We start from the raw sequence: 14,609 nt of genomic DNA, 5'->3' as shown, positions 1-14,609 counted from the left end.
GCCGGTCGTGCGGTGCCGGCGCGCTCAGCGCAGCCCGAGCTTGAAGGCGATCATCGCGCGCAGCTTGTTCGGTGCCACCGGCTTGATCAGCAGGTGGAAGTCGTGCCGGCTCGATTCCTCCTCGTGGCCGGTCATCGTGCTGCCGGTGACCAGGATCGCCGGCAGCGACGGGCCGAAGGCCTCGCGCAGGCCGGTGAGTGCCTCGATGCCGGTGCGGCCCTCGGGCAGCCGGTAGTCGACGATGGCGAGGTCGGGCGGCGTCATGCTCGGTCCACCGGCCCAGGCCTCGACCGCCGAGACGGTGTCGAAGGAGTCGACGCTCGCGCCCCAGCCCTTGAGCAGCAGCACCAGGCCTTCGCGCACGGCCGGCTCGTCCTCGACCACGACGATATGCCGGTGTTCCAGGGTCAGCCCCAGGACCGGCTTGCCCGCGCTGGGCTCGGGGACCAGGCTGCGCTGCGTCTTGCCCAGCGGCACGGTCAACGTGAAGACGGTGCCGCGACCGGGCACCGATTCGAGGTCCAGCTTCGCTTCCATCAGCCGCGCCAGCCGCTGCACGATGGACAGGCCCAGACCCAGGCCCTTCGGCTGGTGCACGCCGAGCGAGGTGTTCGCCTGCACCTGGTAGAACTCGTCGAACACGCGCGGCTGCTCGGCGGGCGGGATGCCCACCCCGGTGTCCCACACCTGCAGCATCACCTCGTCGCCGCGACGGCGCGCGCTGACGAGCACGCCGCCGTCCTCGGTGTAGCGGATCGCATTCGACAGCAGGTTGCGAACGATGCGGTCGATCAGCACCGGGTCGCCGTACACGACGTGGTGCGCGCCGCGAAAGCGCAGGCCCAGGCCCTTCTCGAAGGCCGTCGGTTCGTACTGCAGCTTCAGGCGCTGGAACAGCTCGCGCAGCGCGAAGTGCCGCGGCTGCGGCTCGACGCCGCCGGTGTCGATCTTGGTGATGTCGAGCAACTCGCCGAACAGGCCTTCGAGTGCGTCGACCGAGCTGTTGATGCTGTTGACGAGGTGGGTGACCTCCTCATCGCCGCGGCTCTTGGCGCGCAGTGCCTCCGCGAACAGGCCCATCGCGTGCAGGGGTTGGCGCAGGTCGTGGCTGGCTGCGGCGAAGAACTGGGTCTTGGCGCGGTTGGCGGTTTCGGCCGCGCGCTTCGCTTCGTCGGCCGCGGCCTTCTCGAGCTGCAGCTGTGCGGCCAGCAGTTCGGTGCGCACTTTCAGCTCGATGGCACGGTCGAAGGTGCGGCGGTAGGCGCGGCCCAGCACCGTCGTCATGATGAACACGAGGCTCAGCACGCCGGCCAGCAGCAGGGTGTCCGTCGTGCCCAGCGTCGCGATGCGCACGATCGTCGGCACGAAACACAGCGAAATGAAGGCGAAGAAGGCCAGGTGCTGCGAAGCCATCAGCGGGATCGCGCCGACACAGAAGCTGTAGATGATCAACAGCAGCGTGGTCTGATGGAAAGCGCGGCCGTCGCTGTAGAACAGCCAGGCCGCGAGTCCCCAACAGGCGCCGGAGGCCATGGCACCGGCGTTCCACCAGCGCTGCCAGCGAGCGGCGTCGCGCGACGCGGCCGGCCAGCCGGCATGTGCATAGCGCCGCAGCGTCAACAGGCGCAGCACCCAGATCCAGCCGAACAGCAGGCTCCAGCCGAGCAACGCGCCGTGCGGCGCCACCGGCCAGTAGATCATCAGCAACACCACCGCGCCGAGCAGGTTGCCCGACAGCGACACGCCGGTCTGGCTGTAGAGCGTGCGCACCACGTCGGGCAGCAGGTCGGCGCGGCTGACCGCCTTGCGCTCGGGGGGGGCGGGCAGCGGGGGCAGCGGGGGCAGGGCGTTCATTCGTTCGTGTTCGGGGCGCACGGCGAGGGCGGGCCGGTGTGGCCCCCGAGCGCCGCGCGCGTGGTCAGCGGTTGCCCAGGCGCCAGGTGGACGTGAGTCCGCCGGACTGCTGCGTCATCTGGCTCACCGCCAGCACCGCCTGCGTGCGCGAGTTCACGCCGAGGGCGCGCAGCACCGCGGCCACGTGGTCCTTGATCGTTTCCACCGACAGGTTGAGGTCGCGTGCGATCAGCTTGTTGGGCTTGCCCTGCAGCAGCAGCGCCAGCACGTCGGTCTGGCGCGGGGTCAGGCCCAGCGCGGCGAGCGTCGGCGTGGTCTGGTAGTCGCTCTGCGTGGCCTGGGCGCCGATCACCTTCATGTAACCGGGGACGGTGTCCGGTTCCGTGGAAGGCGGACCGCCCGCTGCTCCACTGTCGATGCCCATCGTCATCGGTGGCACGTAGATGCCACCGGACATCACCAGCCGCAAGGCCTCGAACAGCGTGTCGTTGCTGGCGCGCTTGGGCACGAAGCCCATGGCGCCCATGTCGATGGAGCGGATCACGTCGCTGGTGCGGTCGCTGGCCGACACCACGACCACCGGCAAAGCCGGGTAGGCGCTGCGCAACTCGGTGAGCACGTCGAAGCCGTTGGCGTCGCCGAGCTGCAGGTCGAGCAGCACGAGGTCGAATTCGGCATCGGCCTTCAGCGTGGCACGTGCAGCAGCGGCGCTGCCCGCGCCGACCACGGTGACGTCGTCACCGAGGCCCTGGATCACAGCCTTCAAGGCCGACAGGATGAGCGGATGGTCATCGACCAGCAGGACCTTCATCGCGTGCCTCCGTGCGTTGGGTTGAGCCGCAGCGATGGTAGCGGAGGGTCATGCCCCTCCAGGCCCTCTTTTGGGTGAGGCGAGTCGCCGCGCGCCGCCCTGCGGCGGCGCGCGGCATCAGGTATAGCAGCGGATCAGCGACTCGGCGACGCAGACCGGCTTGGCGCTGCCGTCGCGCTCGATCAGGGCCTCGATGCCGAGCTGCGCGCCGCCATCGACAGCCTCCCAGGTGCGCAGCGTGAAGCGTGCCCGCAGGCGGCTGTCCACCGGCACCGGTGCGGTGAAGCGCACGCGGTTGACGCCGTAGTTGACGCTCATGCGCACGTCGGCAATGCGGTAGGCGCTCTCGAAGAACACCGGCAGCAGGCTCAGCGTCAGGAAACCGTGCGCGATGGTCGCCCCGAACGGCCCCTGCGCGGCGCGCTGCGGGTCGGTGTGGATCCACTGCCGATCGCCGGTGGCGTCGGCGAAGTGGTCGATGCGGGCCTGGTCGATCGTGAGCCAGTCGCTGTCGCCGAGCGGCTCGCCGATGAGGGCCGGCAGATCGGCAAGGTGTTCGAAGCTTCGCATGCGCTCAGCGGCCATCGGCCCAGCGCGTGATCGGCGTCCACTGCTCGAGATCCTTCTCGACACGGCTCGGCGCCACGTCCCACAAGGTCAGCCCGCGGGCCGCGAGGTGGATGTAGTTCTGCGTGTCGCGCAGGTGGCCGAGCAGCGGCACGCCCAGCGTAGCGAGGAAGCTGTCGAGCTGCCCGGCCGAGATGCTGCCGTCGCGCACGCGGTTGCCGATCACGGCGATGTCGACCTTGTCGCTCTTGCGCCGGGCCTGCAGCTGCGTGATGAACTCGCGCGTCGCATAGATGTCGAAGATGCTCGGCTGCAGCGGCACCAGCACGCGGTCGGCGATCTTCATCACCTCGTCGAGCTTCTTGCCGTGCAGCCCGGCCGGCGTGTCCAGCACGACATGGCTGGTGCCTTTGGGCGGGCGGACCAGGTGGTCGGGCTGGAGCTCCCAGCCGGCAATGGCCGGCAGGCCGGCCGGCCGCAGCCCGAGCCAGGTGCGAGCCGATTGCTGGCGATCGGCGTCGCCGAGCATCACCGCGTGCCCTTGCCGGGCCAGATAGCCGGCAAGATTGGTCGACAGCGTGGACTTGCCCACGCCGCCCTTGGGATTGGCCACCACGATCACGGGCATCGCTCGCTCCTGGTCAGTAAGGAACTCGGGTCGCTGGGAGAATGCGCGGCGTATGTTAGCGGCAGGTCGTGCCGCCGACCCGATCGCTCTGCCCGCAGCCTGCGCTGCCGAACCACGGAATGCCGACCTGCCATGGCCCATGTGCTGGTGCTTGCCGCTCACCCCGACCTCCGGCTTTCCCGCGTGAACCGTGGCCTGCTCGTGGCCGCCCGCGAACTGGCCACGCCGCCGCCCTCGGCGCGCGGCAACACGCTCGAGGTGCGCGACCTCTACGCGCTCTACCCCGACTACGTGATCGACGTGGCGGCCGAACAGGCCAGCGCAGCGCGCGCCGACCTGATCGTCTGGCAGCACCCGATCCACTGGTACGCGGCGCCGCCGCTGATGAAGCTGTGGCTCGACGAGGTGCTGGCGTTGGGCTGGGCCTATGGCGACGGCGGCACGGCGCTGCGCGGCAAGGACGTGTGGCTGGTCGCATCGACCGGCGGCGCCGAATCGGCCTACCGGCCCGACGGCTACAACCGCTATTTCTTCGACGCCTTCCTGCCGCCCTACGAGCAGACCGCGGCCCTGTGCGGCCTGCGCTTCCTGCCGCCGCTGGTGCTGCACGGCGCCCACGGCGTGACCGGCGCGCAGTTCGCCGCGCACGAGGTGGCCTACCGGGAGCGTCTCGCGAGCTATCCGGACTGGCCGGAACTGGCCGACCTGGAGGACTGCCCGACCTGCGAGATGCCGCAAGGCGACCGGCCGCAGGCGGCTGCGGCTGCGGCCGAGGGGCTGTCATGAGTGCCGTGACCCCCTGGCTGACCGGCAGCCTCGTGTTCCTGGGCGCGGCGGTGATCGCGGTGCCGCTGTCGAAGGCGCTCGGCCTCGGCGCGATCATCGGCTACCTCGCGGCAGGGCTGGTGATCGGGCCCTTCGGCCTCGGGCTGGTCAACGACCCCGAGACCATCCTGCATTTCGCCGAGTTCGGCGTGGTGCTGATGCTCTTCCTGGTGGGGCTCGAACTGGAGCCCAAGCGCCTGTGGGCGCTGCGCCGGCCGATCTTCGGCTGGGGGGCGGCGCAGGTCCTGGGCTGTGCCGCCGTGCTGTTCCTCGCCGGCTGGGCGCTCGGTGCCCCCTGGAAGCTGGCCCTGGTGGCCGCGCTGGGCCTGGCGCTGAGCTCGACGGCGATCGCGCTGCAGGTGATGGGCGAGCGCAACCTGATGCCCACCAGCTCGGGCCAGGCCGGTTTTTCGATGCTGCTGTTCCAGGACGTTGCCGCCATCCCGATCCTCGCGTTGATCCCGCTGCTGGGCGTCGCGGAGTCCAGCGAGGGCGCCGCCTGGTGGGAGGCGGCCCGCGCGCTCGGCGTCGTCGTCGCCATCGTGCTCGGCGGGCGCCTGCTGCTGCGCCCGCTGTTCCGCTGGATCGCGCGCAGCAACACGCCGGAGATCTTCACCGCGGCGTCGCTGGGCCTGGTGGTCGGCCTCGCGGCGCTGATGCAGGGGGCCGGCCTGTCGATGGCGCTGGGCGCCTTCCTCGGTGGCGTGCTGCTGGCCGAGAGCGAATACAAGCGCGAGCTCGAGACCGATGTCGAGCCCTTCAAGGGCCTGCTGCTCGGCCTGTTCTTCATCGCGGTCGGCATGTCGGTCGACTTCGACGCGCTGCTGGCGCACCCCGGCATCGTGCTCGGCCTGCTGGCCGGCTTCCTGGCCATCAAGGCGCTGGTGCTGTGGGGCCTGGCGCGGGCGATGGGCGTGCCCTGGCAGGAGCGGCCGGTGTTCACGCTGCTGCTGGCCCAGGGCGGCGAGTTCGCCTTCGTGGTCTTCCAGGCCGCGGCGACGGCCCGGGTGTTCAGCGGCGAGGTGGCTTCGGTGCTGATCGGCGCGGTGGCGCTGTCGATGCTGGTCACGCCGCTGCTGTTGGCCGGCTTCGACCGCTGGGTGTTGCCGCGCTACGCGAGCCGCGCCCGGCCGGAGATGGCCGAGCTGAGCGAGCCGCAGGACGCGCCCATCATCATTGCCGGCTTCGGCCGCTACGGCCAGATCGTCGCGCGCCTGCTGTATGCGAACGGCTTGAAGGCCACGGTGCTGGAGCACGATGCCGAGCAGATCGAGGTGCTGCGCCGCTTCGGCTTCACCGTGTACTACGGCGACGCGACCCGGCTCGACCTGCTGCGCACCGCCGGGGCCGCGACGGCCCGGGTGCTGGTGATCGCGATCGACGACGTGGAGCAGAGTGTGAAGGTGGCCGACCTGGCGAAAGAGCATTTCCCGAACCTGCAGGTCGTAGCGCGGGCGCGCAACGTGCAGCACTACTACGCACTGCGCGACCGTGGCGTCGAGCATGTGGAGCGCGAGATCCTGGACTCGTCGCTGATGAGCGCGCGCAGCGTGCTCGAGTTGCTGGGCTGGGAGCCGCACCGCGCCCGCACGCTGGCGATGCGTTTCCGGCGCCACAACATCGACCAGCTCGAGAAGACCTGGCCGCACCGCAAGGACCAGGCGAAGCTCGTCTCGATGGCGCAGGCCGGCCGCCAGCAGCTCGAAGAGCTGTTCGCGCAGGACCGCGCGAACCGCGAGGCGCGGCGGCGGGAGGGCTGGGGGGAATGAATCACCGCTGCCGGCCCGGCCGCGCCGCGATGTAGGAGATCGGCTACGGCGCGGCGCGCGGCTTTCTTCTATCGAGGCGCCCGCCGCTCGGCGACGATGGGGTCACACCGCCTCGAAAGCACGCCATGGCCCAAGCTGCACAGATCCTCGGCAAGGTCGAGTACCGCGAGGGTGACGGTCCGATGATCGTCATCCGCCCCGGCCCCGTCGAGGTCGAGACCACCCGGATGGACGCCCTGCTGAGCTGGACCGACGAGGACACGCATGGCGCGGCCACGATGCCGATCGCCGACTTCCAGCGCTACGTGGCGGCGGGCGCCATCTGGCTCGAAGGCTGACGGCCCACGCGCCGCTCAGATCTCGAGGTTGTCGATCAGCCGCGTCTTGCCCAGCCGCGCGGCGGCCAGCACCACCAGCGGCTCGGCGGCGCCATCGGGTCCGGCGGCGGCGGGCGCCTGCAGGTCGCTGCGACGGCGCAGCGCCACGTAGTCCGGCGTCCAGCCGCGCGATCGCAGCGTCGCCATCGCCTGCGCCTCGAGCGCGGCGACGTCGAGGGTCGCGCCGGTTTTCGCGGCGGCCAGCACCGCCGCCTGCACGGCGTGCAGCGTGGCCGCCAGCTGCGGCGCCTCGGCGCGCTCGGTCTCGCTGAGGTAGGCGTTGCGCGAGCTGAGCGCCAGGCCGTCGTCGGCGCGCGCTGTCTCGCCGGCCACGATCTCGACCGGCAGCGCGAACTGCTGCGCCATGCCGCGCAGCAGCATCAGCTGCTGGTAGTCCTTCTTGCCGAACACCGCCACGCTCGGCTGCACGCACTGGAAGAGCTTCATCACCACCGTGCACACGCCGGTGAAGAAGCCCGGCCGGAATGCGCCCTCCAGCACGTCGGCGAGTTCGCCGGGCGGCTGCAGCTTGTAGGTCTGCGGCTGCGGATAGAGCTCCTGCTCGGCCGGCGCGAACACCAGGTTGCAGCCCACGCTCTTGAGCAGCTCGCAGTCGCTTTCCAGATGGCGCGGATAGCGATCGAAGTCCTCGTGCGGCGCGAACTGCAGCCGGTTGACGAAGATGCTGGCGACCACCGGGCCGCCGTGCTCGCGCGCGAGCTTCACGAGCGCCAGGTGGCCGTCGTGCAGGCTGCCCATCGTGGGCACCAGCGCAGGGGTCTTGGCGCCCGCCAGGGCGTGGCGCAGGTCGGCGATGGTGTGGACGACGCGCATGCTGCTTCAGTAAGCGTGTAGAGCTTCGTCGGGGAAGCTGCCATCCTTGACCGCGGCCACGTAGCGGTGCACCGCGTCCTCGATCGACGTGGCGCCGTCCATGAAGTTGCGCACGAAGCGCGGCAGCTTGCCGCGCGTCACGCCCAGCATGTCGTGCAGCACCAGCACCTGGCCGGCGGTGCCGGCGCCGGCACCGATGCCGATGGTCATCAGCCCCGGGTTGTCGGCCTGCACCTGCTTGGCGACGGCGGCCGGCATCAATTCCAGCACCATCATCGCCGCGCCGGCGTCGGCCAGCGCCTTGGCATGGCGCCGCAGTGTCTCGGCGCCGGCCGGATCCTTGCCCTGGATGCGGTAGCCGCCGAGCGCGTGCACGCTTTGCGGCGTGAGGCCTAGGTGGGCGCACACCGGCACGCCGCGCTCGACCAGGAAGTGGACGGTCTCGGGCGTCCAGCCGCCGCCTTCGATCTTGACCATCTGTGCGCCGGCCGCCATCAGCGTGCCGGCGTTGCGCAGCGCCTGCACCGGGTTCTCCTGGTAACTGCCGAAGGGCATGTCGGCGATCAGGAAGGCGGCCCTGGTGCCGCGCGAGGTGCTGCGCGTGTGGTAGCCGATCTGCTCCATCGTGACCGACAGCGTGCTCGACTGCCCCTTGAGCACCATGCCCAGCGAATCGCCGACCAGGATGCAGTCGACCCCGGCGGCGTCGACCAGCGCGGCGAAGCTGGCGTCGTAGGCGGTCAGCATCGCGATCTTCTCGCCGCGGGCGTGCATCTCGCGCAGCGTGTGCAGCGTGACGGGCTTGCGGGCACTCGGGGTGTCGGCGGGCGAGGAGTGGCTGCTCATGGGCTGTCTTTCGACGCTGGGGCGGCGGATTCTGCCAGCATGCCGCCGGCAGCACCGCCCAGGGAATTCAGGACGGCTGGTAGGCCAGCCGCACGTACAGCGGCGCGAAGGCCGCGGCCTGCGTCAGCTCGATCAGGTGCTCGCGTGCGAGCTCGAGCATCGCAATGAAGGTGACCACGATCACGGGCTGGCCCTGCGCCGGATCGAACAGGTCTTCGAACTCGACGAAGCGCCGGCCCTGCAGCCGCTTGAGCACGATGCTCATGTGCTCGCGCACCGAGAGCTCCGCGCGCGTGATCCGGTGGTGCTGCACCAGCTTGGCACGCTTGAGGATGTCGAGCCAGGCTTCGCGCAGCTCGTCGACGGCCACGTCGGGAAAGCGCGTCGTCAGCGACTGCTCGATGTGCACCTGGGCGCGCAGGAAGTCGCGGCCCAGTTGCGGCAGGCGGTCGAGCCGGGCGGCGGCGGCCTTGATCTGCTCGTACTCGAGCAGCCGGCGCACGAGCGCGGCACGCGGGTCTTCGGCTTCCTTGCCTTCCTCGCTGCGCTTGGGCGGCAGCAGCATGCGCGACTTGATTTCGATCAGCATCGCCGCCATCAGCAGGTACTCGGCGGCCAGCTCGAGGTTGTGGTTGCGGATCTGGTCGACGTAGGCGAGGTACTGCCGCGTCACGTCCGCCATCGGGATGTCGAGGATGTTGAAGTTCTGCTTGCGGATCAGGTAGAGCAGCAGGTCCAGCGGTCCCTCGAAGGTCTCGAGGAAGACCTCCAGCGCGTCGGGCGGGATGTAGAGGTCGGTCGGCAGCGAGAACAGCGGCTCGCCGTACAGGCGGGCCAGTGCGATCTGGTCCACCACCTCGGGCAGGGCCGCTGCGTCGGCGACCACGGCGTCGTCGCTGATCACGCGAGTCGGGGTCTGTTGGCGCTCAGACCTTGGTCTGGTAGACGTAGGGCTGCTGCGGCACGCACGCATCGCGCGTTTCGGCCGCGGCCTGGCGGTCCTGAGGGCGGTCCCACAGCAGGGCGCGGCCCCGGCGCTGTTTTTCTTCGAGTTGCGGGTCGCGCTGCTTCAGCGTGGCGATGAAGTCGGTCACGTCGGAGCGGTAGGGTTTCCAGAACAGCGGCATGGCGAGGCTTCAGAGTCCAGCCGCCATTTTACCGGGGTGGCCGCAGCGCTCCGGGTCAGGGTGTCATGCCGCCGTCACTGTCACATGGGCGTGCCATATTCTCACGATGACCGAGATCGAACTCAAGCTGCAGGTTCCAGGCACCGCGCTGGCTGCCGTCGAGCAGGCCGTGGCCGCGCCGGGCGCGGCGCGCACCCGCTTGCAGGCGATCTATTTCGACACGCCGGACCACCGCCTGGCGGCGGCCGGCGTCGCACTGCGCCTGCGCAAGGAAGGCCGCCGCTGGGTGCAGACCCTGAAGGCCGGGCCGGCCCACGGCATGGCGCGTGGCGAACACAACGTGCCGCTCGTCGTGGCCTCCGGGCTGCAGCCGGTGGCCGACCCGACGCGCCACGCCGGCACGCCGCCTCACGAGGCCTTGATCGCCGCGCTGGCGGCGCGCGAGGGCGAGCCGCCTCCCGAGCTCGTGGCGCAGTACCGCACCGACATCCGGCGCTGCCACCGGCCGCTGCGCAGCCGCCGCGGCACGGTCGAACTGGCGCTCGATCGCGGCGAGATCACGGCCCGCGGGCCCGATGGCGCGGAGCGCCGCTGGCCGGTGTGCGAACTCGAGGTCGAACTGCTGTGCGGCTCACCGCAGGCCGTCATCGACGTGGCACGCCGCTTCGCTGCCCGGCACGGCCTGTGGCTGGACACGCGCACCAAGGCGGAACGGGGCGATCGCCTGGCGCGCGGCCTGGCGCCGGGTGAGGCCGTGCCGGCGGTCAAGGCCGCGCCCTTGCGCCTGAGCGAGGATGCGAGCGCCGCTGAAGCCTGGGCCGGCGTGCTGCGCAGCGTGCTGGCCCAGGCGCTGCCCAACTGGAGCGAGGTTGCCGGCGGCAGCGCGGCGCCCGAGCCGCTGCACCAGCTGCGCGTGGCGCTGCGGCGCCTGCGCTCGGCGCAGCGTTTCTTCGAGGGCTGGCCCGGTGTGCCGCTGCCCGCATGGAGCGACGCGGCGGCGGCGCTGTTCCGCGAGCTGGGCCGCACGCGCGACCTCGACGTGCTGCGTGGCGGGCTGCAGCGCGAGGTGGACGCGGCGCTGGCCGCGATCGGCGAGCCGGCGCTGTCGCTGCCCGCCGCGGCCGACGCATCGCGCTGGACCGATGCCGATCGCTCGCGCCGGGGCGCGGTCTTTCTCGACGTGCTGGCCGAGCTGACGGCCTTGGCTGACGGCCAGGTGGCGGGGGCGGCGGTGGCGCTGCCGTCGCTCGCCGCGCAACGCCTTCAGGCCTGGCACGACCAGGTGCTGCACGATGCCGGGCGCTTCGACCGCCTGAGCGACGAGGCGCGTCACCGGCTGCGCAAGCGCCTGAAGCGCCTGCGCTATGCGGTCGAATTCAGCGCGGGGCTGTTTGCGCGCCGCAAGGTCGAGCGCTACCTCGCCGACCTGCGCGAGGCGCAGGAGCGCCTGGGCGAGTTCAACGACGTGTGCACGGCCCTCGCGACCTACCGGCCGCTCGCCGCGCAGGAGCCGCGCGCGTGGTTCGCGGTGGGCTGGCTGGTGGCGCGGCGCGCCGCCGCGCTGTCGGCCTGCAGCACCGAGCTGAAGCGGCTGCGCAAGGCCAGGCCGTTCTGGGCGGTGTGAGGGGCGGCGTTCAGCCTGGGCGAACGTCGGCGGAACCGATATCGCCCGCACGCACCCGCACCGGTGTCGGTGTCGAAGCGGCCGTGGTCCTGGTCTTTCAGCGCGTCGAGCGGGCGCGGCCGAAAGCGCGCCAGTTCGAGGCTCGAAACCCAGTCGGGGCGTTTCGCCGCGGTGCCGCCGGGAGGTTCAGAGCAAAGACCGCCCGGCCAGGCGCTCGAGGGTTCGCAGGGGCGAGGTCTGCGGCTGCAGCAAGTGCTCGACCTCGAGATAGAAGGTCTGCTCCAGCATGTGCTGGCCGGACATCGCGGCGTGCGGCACCTGGTCGCTGAACACCACCCAGGTCGTGCCGGGCGCGAAGTCGGCCCGCGCCTGCGGGCTGGCGCGCTGGAACTCGGCGTCGGACTTGGCGCGGTCGTGCAACTGCAGCATCACATGGTCGTACTCGGAGCGGCGCCGTTTGGTGATGCCGATCATCTCCATCAGCCGGGCCACGCCGGGCAGTGGGCGCGTGAGGTCGGGCAGGTAGCGTCGCGCGTGCGCCTCGAAGGGCTCGCCGACGCGCCAGCGGCGCGGTTGGCCCTGCGCGTTGATGTTGCAGAACACGCGCAGCAGGCGCGTGCCCTGCATCGGGTTCGACGGGAAGGCGTCGACGTGCAGGCGGGTGTCGTCCTTGCGCCAGCTCGTGCGCCGGCCGGCGATCTCGGCCGGGCGCAGCGAGGTGTTGCCGCGCCTCAGGTGGCCGCGGTAGTGCGGGAACAGCCGCAGCGCCAGCGCCTCGCTCATTTCGGCGTAGCGCCCGATCATTGCCTGGAGCGCGGCCAGGTCCGCGGCGGCGCCGGCGGCGCCGCGCAGCTCGCCGGCCGGCCAGCGCAGCGAAACGTTCTTGGCCTTGCCGTCGGTCCAGCGCTCGTCGAGAAAGCGCTCTTCGCCGCCCGCCAGGGCGAAGGGCATGGCCGGGAAGCTCAGCACGTCGCCGTCCTCGAGGACCGCCTCGACGGCCGAGGTCGGCCCGTCTGCGAAGCGCGGGTCGGGGAATTCGCGGACCGGCGTGACGGCCGCCAGGGGCTGCCCGGCAGGGCGGCGGCGGCGTGACTCGTCTTCCCCCCAGCCGTCGGCGGACGCCAGCAAGCTGACCGCCGGCAGCAGCAGCCAGCGCGCGAGTCGGGTACGCAGGCGCTGCAGGAGGGTCATCGCCGGCGCCCCGAGGGGTCAGCGAATCCGCAGGCCGGGCAGCGCGCCCGGCGTGGGTTCGAGCAGGTAGAGCCCGGGGTGGGTCTTCTCGTCGGCGTGCGAGGCCGCCAGCACCATGCCCTCGCTGAGGCCGAACTTCATCTTGCGCGGCGCGAGGTTCGCGACCATCACGGTGAACCTGCCGATCAGCTGCTCGGGCGCGAAGGCCGACTGGATGCCGCTGAAGACGTTGCGCGTGCGGCCCTCGCCGACATCGAGCGTCAGGCGCAGCAGCTTGCTGCTGCCTTCGACCCGCGACGCATCGACGATCTTCGCGAGGCGCAGATCGATCTTCGTGAAGTCGTCGATCGTGATCGTCGGTGCCAGGGCCTCGCCGCCCGGCAGTGCGCTGCCATTGCCGTCCTCTCCGGGCACGGCAGAGGGCTCGGCCGGTGGCTCGAACAGGGCGTCCAGTTGCTTCGGGTCGACGCGCTGCATCAGGTGGTTGTAGGCCCCGATGCGGTGGGCGCCGAGCAGGCGCCCTGCGTCGGCAAACGTCAGCGCATCGATCTTCAGGAAGGACTCGACCCGTGCGGCGAGCGCAGGAAGCACCGGCTTCAGGTAGACACTCAGCAGTCGGAAGGCCTCGATGCAGGTGCTGCACACCTGCTGCAGGCGCGCATCCTGCCCGGCCTGCTTGGCCAGTTCCCAGGGCTTGTTGGCGTCGACATACTCGTTGACCCGGTCGGCCAGTGCCATCGTCTCGCGCAGCGCCTTCGCAAACTCGCGCTCCTCGTACAGTCGCGCGATCTCCTCGCGTGTGGACTGCAGACCGACGAGCAGTGCGTGGCCATCGGCCTCGAGTTCGGCCGTGAGGCAGCCGTCGAAGCGCTTGGCGATGAAGCCTGCCGCGCGGCTCGCGATGTTGATGTACTTCCCTACCAGATCGCTGTTCACCCGCGCCACGAAGTCGTCCGGGTTGAAGTCGAGGTCCTCGACCTTGCCGTTCAGCTTGGCCGCGATGTAGTACCGCAGCCATTCGGCGTTCATGCCGATCTCGAGGTAGCGCAGCGGCGAGATGCCGGTGCCGCGGCTCTTGCTCATCTTCTCGCCGCTGACGGTGATGAAGCCGTGCACGAAGATGTGGTCCGGCGTCTTGCGGCCGCTGAAGTGCAGCATCGCCGGCCAGAACAGCGTGTGGAAATAGGTGATGTCCTTGCCGATGAAGTGCACCTGCTCGGTCTTCGGGTCGGCCAGGAAGGCGTCGAAGTCCTTGCCGAGGCGGTCGAAGTAGTTCTTCAGCGAGGCCAGGTAGCCGATCGGCGCGTCCAACCACACGTAGAAGTACTTGCCCGGCGCGTCGGGGATCTCGATGCCGAAGTAGGGCGCGTCGCGCGAGATGTCCCAGTCGGCCAGGCCGCCGTGGCCCTGCTCGTCGGTCGTGAACCACTCCTTGATCTTGTTCAGCACCTCGGGCTGCAGCCGCGACGCGCCGTCGGCCGCCGTGCCGGTGGTCCAGTCCTTCAGGAAGTCGATGCAGCGCGGCGAGCTGAGCTGGAAGAAGTGGTGCTCGCTGGTCTTCATCACCGGCGTCGCGCCGGTCAGCGTGGAGTACGGGTGCTTGAGCTCGGTGGGCGCGTAGACCGCGCCGCAGACCTCGCAGGAGTCGCCGTACTGGTCCTTGGCGCCGCACTTCGGGCACTCGCCCTTGATGTAGCGGTCGGGCAGGAACATCGCCTTCACCGGGTCGAAGAACTGCTCGATCTCGCGCGTGAAGATCAGCCCGTTCCTGCGCAGCGCACGGTAGGTGTCCTGCGCCAGGGCGTGGTTCTCGGGGCCGTCGGTCGAGTGCCAGTTGTCGAAGGCGATGTGGAAGCCATCCAGGTAGGGCTTGCGGCCCGCCGCGATGTCGGCGACGAAGGCCTGCGGCGTCTTGCCGGCCTTCTCGGCGGCGATCATGATCGGCGCGCCGTGTGCGTCGTCGGCCCCGACGAAGTGCACCTGGTGGCCCTGCATGCGCTGGAAACGCACCCAGATGTCGGCCTGGATGTACTCCATGATGTGGCCGATGTGGAAATGCCCGTTGGCATAGGGCAGGGCGGTGGTGACGAACAGCTGGCGGGGCATGGGGACGGGCTGCGGGCAGCCGGCAGGGACAATGGCCGAAGAAAAAGATT

The 14,609-nt window shown here is 70.5% G+C and carries 14 protein-coding genes; 4 read left to right on the top strand and 10 right to left on the bottom strand.

The features are described from left to right. Positions 1-24 precede the first annotated feature (24 nt). The 4 genes from ACQY9S_RS09960 to ACQY9S_RS09945 form a co-directional block, all read right to left on the bottom strand. Entirely contained in the window at positions 25-1,854 is a 1,830-nt protein-coding gene (locus ACQY9S_RS09960; protein ID WP_428425330.1) for an ATP-binding response regulator, read from the bottom strand. A gap of 64 nt (positions 1,855-1,918) precedes the next feature. Next, the gene (locus ACQY9S_RS09955; RefSeq protein ID WP_428425328.1) at positions 1,919-2,665 is read right to left on the bottom strand and encodes a response regulator; all 747 of its coding nucleotides are present in this window, start codon (positions 2,663-2,665) and stop codon (positions 1,919-1,921) included. Positions 2,666-2,782: 117 nt separating this feature from the next. After that, positions 2,783-3,235: a MaoC family dehydratase gene (locus tag ACQY9S_RS09950; protein WP_428425326.1), complete on the bottom strand. Its 453-nt coding sequence runs from the start codon at positions 3,233-3,235 to the stop codon at positions 2,783-2,785. Positions 3,236-3,239: 4 nt separating this feature from the next. After that, entirely contained in the window at positions 3,240-3,860 is a 621-nt protein-coding gene (locus ACQY9S_RS09945; RefSeq protein WP_428425324.1) for an AAA family ATPase, read from the bottom strand. 132 nt (positions 3,861-3,992) lie between these two features. Between ACQY9S_RS09945 and ACQY9S_RS09940 the strand changes: the two genes are divergently transcribed. The 3 genes from ACQY9S_RS09940 to ACQY9S_RS09930 all read left to right on the top strand — a co-directional run bounded on the left by ACQY9S_RS09940 (position 3,993) and on the right by ACQY9S_RS09930 (position 6,792). After that, a complete protein-coding gene (locus ACQY9S_RS09940) occupies positions 3,993-4,646 on the top strand; it encodes an NAD(P)H-dependent oxidoreductase (RefSeq protein WP_428425323.1) in 654 nt (217 codons plus the stop codon). After that, on the top strand, positions 4,643-6,454 hold the full coding sequence (kefC, locus tag ACQY9S_RS09935) for a glutathione-regulated potassium-efflux system protein KefC (RefSeq protein WP_428425321.1): 1,812 nt from the start codon (positions 4,643-4,645) through the stop codon (positions 6,452-6,454). The genes ACQY9S_RS09940 and kefC overlap by 4 nt, the downstream gene beginning before the upstream one ends. 125 nt (positions 6,455-6,579) lie before the next feature. Continuing rightward, positions 6,580-6,792 (top strand): hypothetical protein, encoded by a 213-nt coding sequence (locus tag ACQY9S_RS09930; RefSeq protein ID WP_428425319.1) that lies wholly within the window; start codon positions 6,580-6,582, stop codon positions 6,790-6,792. A gap of 15 nt (positions 6,793-6,807) precedes the next feature. On the opposite strand, the gene panC is transcribed toward ACQY9S_RS09930, so the two are convergent. The 4 genes from panC to ACQY9S_RS09910 all read right to left on the bottom strand — a co-directional run bounded on the left by panC (position 6,808) and on the right by ACQY9S_RS09910 (position 9,638). Next, positions 6,808-7,665 carry a pantoate--beta-alanine ligase gene (gene panC, locus ACQY9S_RS09925; protein WP_428425317.1) on the bottom strand — a complete coding sequence of 286 codons (858 nt, stop codon included), beginning with the start codon at positions 7,663-7,665 and terminating at the stop codon, positions 6,808-6,810. Positions 7,666-7,671: 6 nt separating this feature from the next. Then, a complete protein-coding gene (gene panB, locus ACQY9S_RS09920) occupies positions 7,672-8,511 on the bottom strand; it encodes a 3-methyl-2-oxobutanoate hydroxymethyltransferase (protein ID WP_428425315.1) in 840 nt (279 codons plus the stop codon). Between the two features lie 67 nt (positions 8,512-8,578). Then, entirely contained in the window at positions 8,579-9,415 is an 837-nt protein-coding gene (locus tag ACQY9S_RS09915; RefSeq protein WP_428425313.1) for a segregation and condensation protein A, read from the bottom strand. 22 nt (positions 9,416-9,437) lie between these two features. Continuing rightward, on the bottom strand, positions 9,438-9,638 hold the full coding sequence (locus ACQY9S_RS09910) for a DUF3460 family protein (protein WP_428425311.1): 201 nt from the start codon (positions 9,636-9,638) through the stop codon (positions 9,438-9,440). A gap of 106 nt (positions 9,639-9,744) precedes the next feature. Here ACQY9S_RS09910 and ACQY9S_RS09905 point away from each other — a divergent pair, with 106 nt between their 5' ends. Then, positions 9,745-11,262, top strand: coding sequence for a CHAD domain-containing protein (locus tag ACQY9S_RS09905; RefSeq protein ID WP_428425309.1), 1,518 nt, complete (start codon positions 9,745-9,747; stop codon positions 11,260-11,262). Positions 11,263-11,448: 186 nt separating this feature from the next. Here ACQY9S_RS09905 and ACQY9S_RS09900 read toward each other — a convergent pair whose 3' ends face one another. Further along, entirely contained in the window at positions 11,449-12,453 is a 1,005-nt protein-coding gene (locus ACQY9S_RS09900; RefSeq protein ID WP_428425307.1) for a Kdo hydroxylase family protein, read from the bottom strand. 18 nt (positions 12,454-12,471) lie between these two features. Continuing rightward, positions 12,472-14,559 (bottom strand): methionine--tRNA ligase, encoded by a 2,088-nt coding sequence (gene metG / locus ACQY9S_RS09895; RefSeq protein ID WP_428425305.1) that lies wholly within the window; start codon positions 14,557-14,559, stop codon positions 12,472-12,474. Between the last annotated feature and the right edge of the window lie 50 nt (positions 14,560-14,609).

The sequence above is a fragment of the Methylibium sp. genome, assembly GCF_965279545.1.
Taxonomy (GTDB): domain Bacteria; phylum Pseudomonadota; class Gammaproteobacteria; order Burkholderiales; family Burkholderiaceae_C; genus Methylibium.
The sequence above is the reverse complement of the archived record's forward strand: the minus strand, read 5'-3'. Positions and strand labels throughout refer to the sequence as shown.

Coding starts and splice junctions, on each gene's coding strand:
- panC (WP_428425317.1), bottom strand. CDS start 7,665: ATGCGCGTCGTCCACACCATCGCCGACCTGCGCCACGCCCTGGCGGGC.
- ACQY9S_RS09910 (WP_428425311.1), bottom strand. CDS start 9,638: ATGCCGCTGTTCTGGAAACCCTACCGCTCCGACGTGACCGACTTCATC.
- ACQY9S_RS09900 (WP_428425307.1), bottom strand. CDS start 12,453: ATGACCCTCCTGCAGCGCCTGCGTACCCGACTCGCGCGCTGGCTGCTG.
- ACQY9S_RS09905 (WP_428425309.1), top strand. CDS start 9,745: ATGACCGAGATCGAACTCAAGCTGCAGGTTCCAGGCACCGCGCTGGCT.
- ACQY9S_RS09940 (WP_428425323.1), top strand. CDS start 3,993: ATGGCCCATGTGCTGGTGCTTGCCGCTCACCCCGACCTCCGGCTTTCC.
- ACQY9S_RS09960 (WP_428425330.1), bottom strand. CDS start 1,854: ATGAACGCCCTGCCCCCGCTGCCCCCGCTGCCCGCCCCCCCCGAGCGC.
- ACQY9S_RS09955 (WP_428425328.1), bottom strand. CDS start 2,665: ATGAAGGTCCTGCTGGTCGATGACCATCCGCTCATCCTGTCGGCCTTG.
- ACQY9S_RS09945 (WP_428425324.1), bottom strand. CDS start 3,860: ATGCCCGTGATCGTGGTGGCCAATCCCAAGGGCGGCGTGGGCAAGTCC.
- panB (WP_428425315.1), bottom strand. CDS start 8,511: ATGAGCAGCCACTCCTCGCCCGCCGACACCCCGAGTGCCCGCAAGCCC.
- metG (WP_428425305.1), bottom strand. CDS start 14,559: ATGCCCCGCCAGCTGTTCGTCACCACCGCCCTGCCCTATGCCAACGGG.
- ACQY9S_RS09950 (WP_428425326.1), bottom strand. CDS start 3,235: ATGCGAAGCTTCGAACACCTTGCCGATCTGCCGGCCCTCATCGGCGAG.
- kefC (WP_428425321.1), top strand. CDS start 4,643: ATGAGTGCCGTGACCCCCTGGCTGACCGGCAGCCTCGTGTTCCTGGGC.
- ACQY9S_RS09930 (WP_428425319.1), top strand. CDS start 6,580: ATGGCCCAAGCTGCACAGATCCTCGGCAAGGTCGAGTACCGCGAGGGT.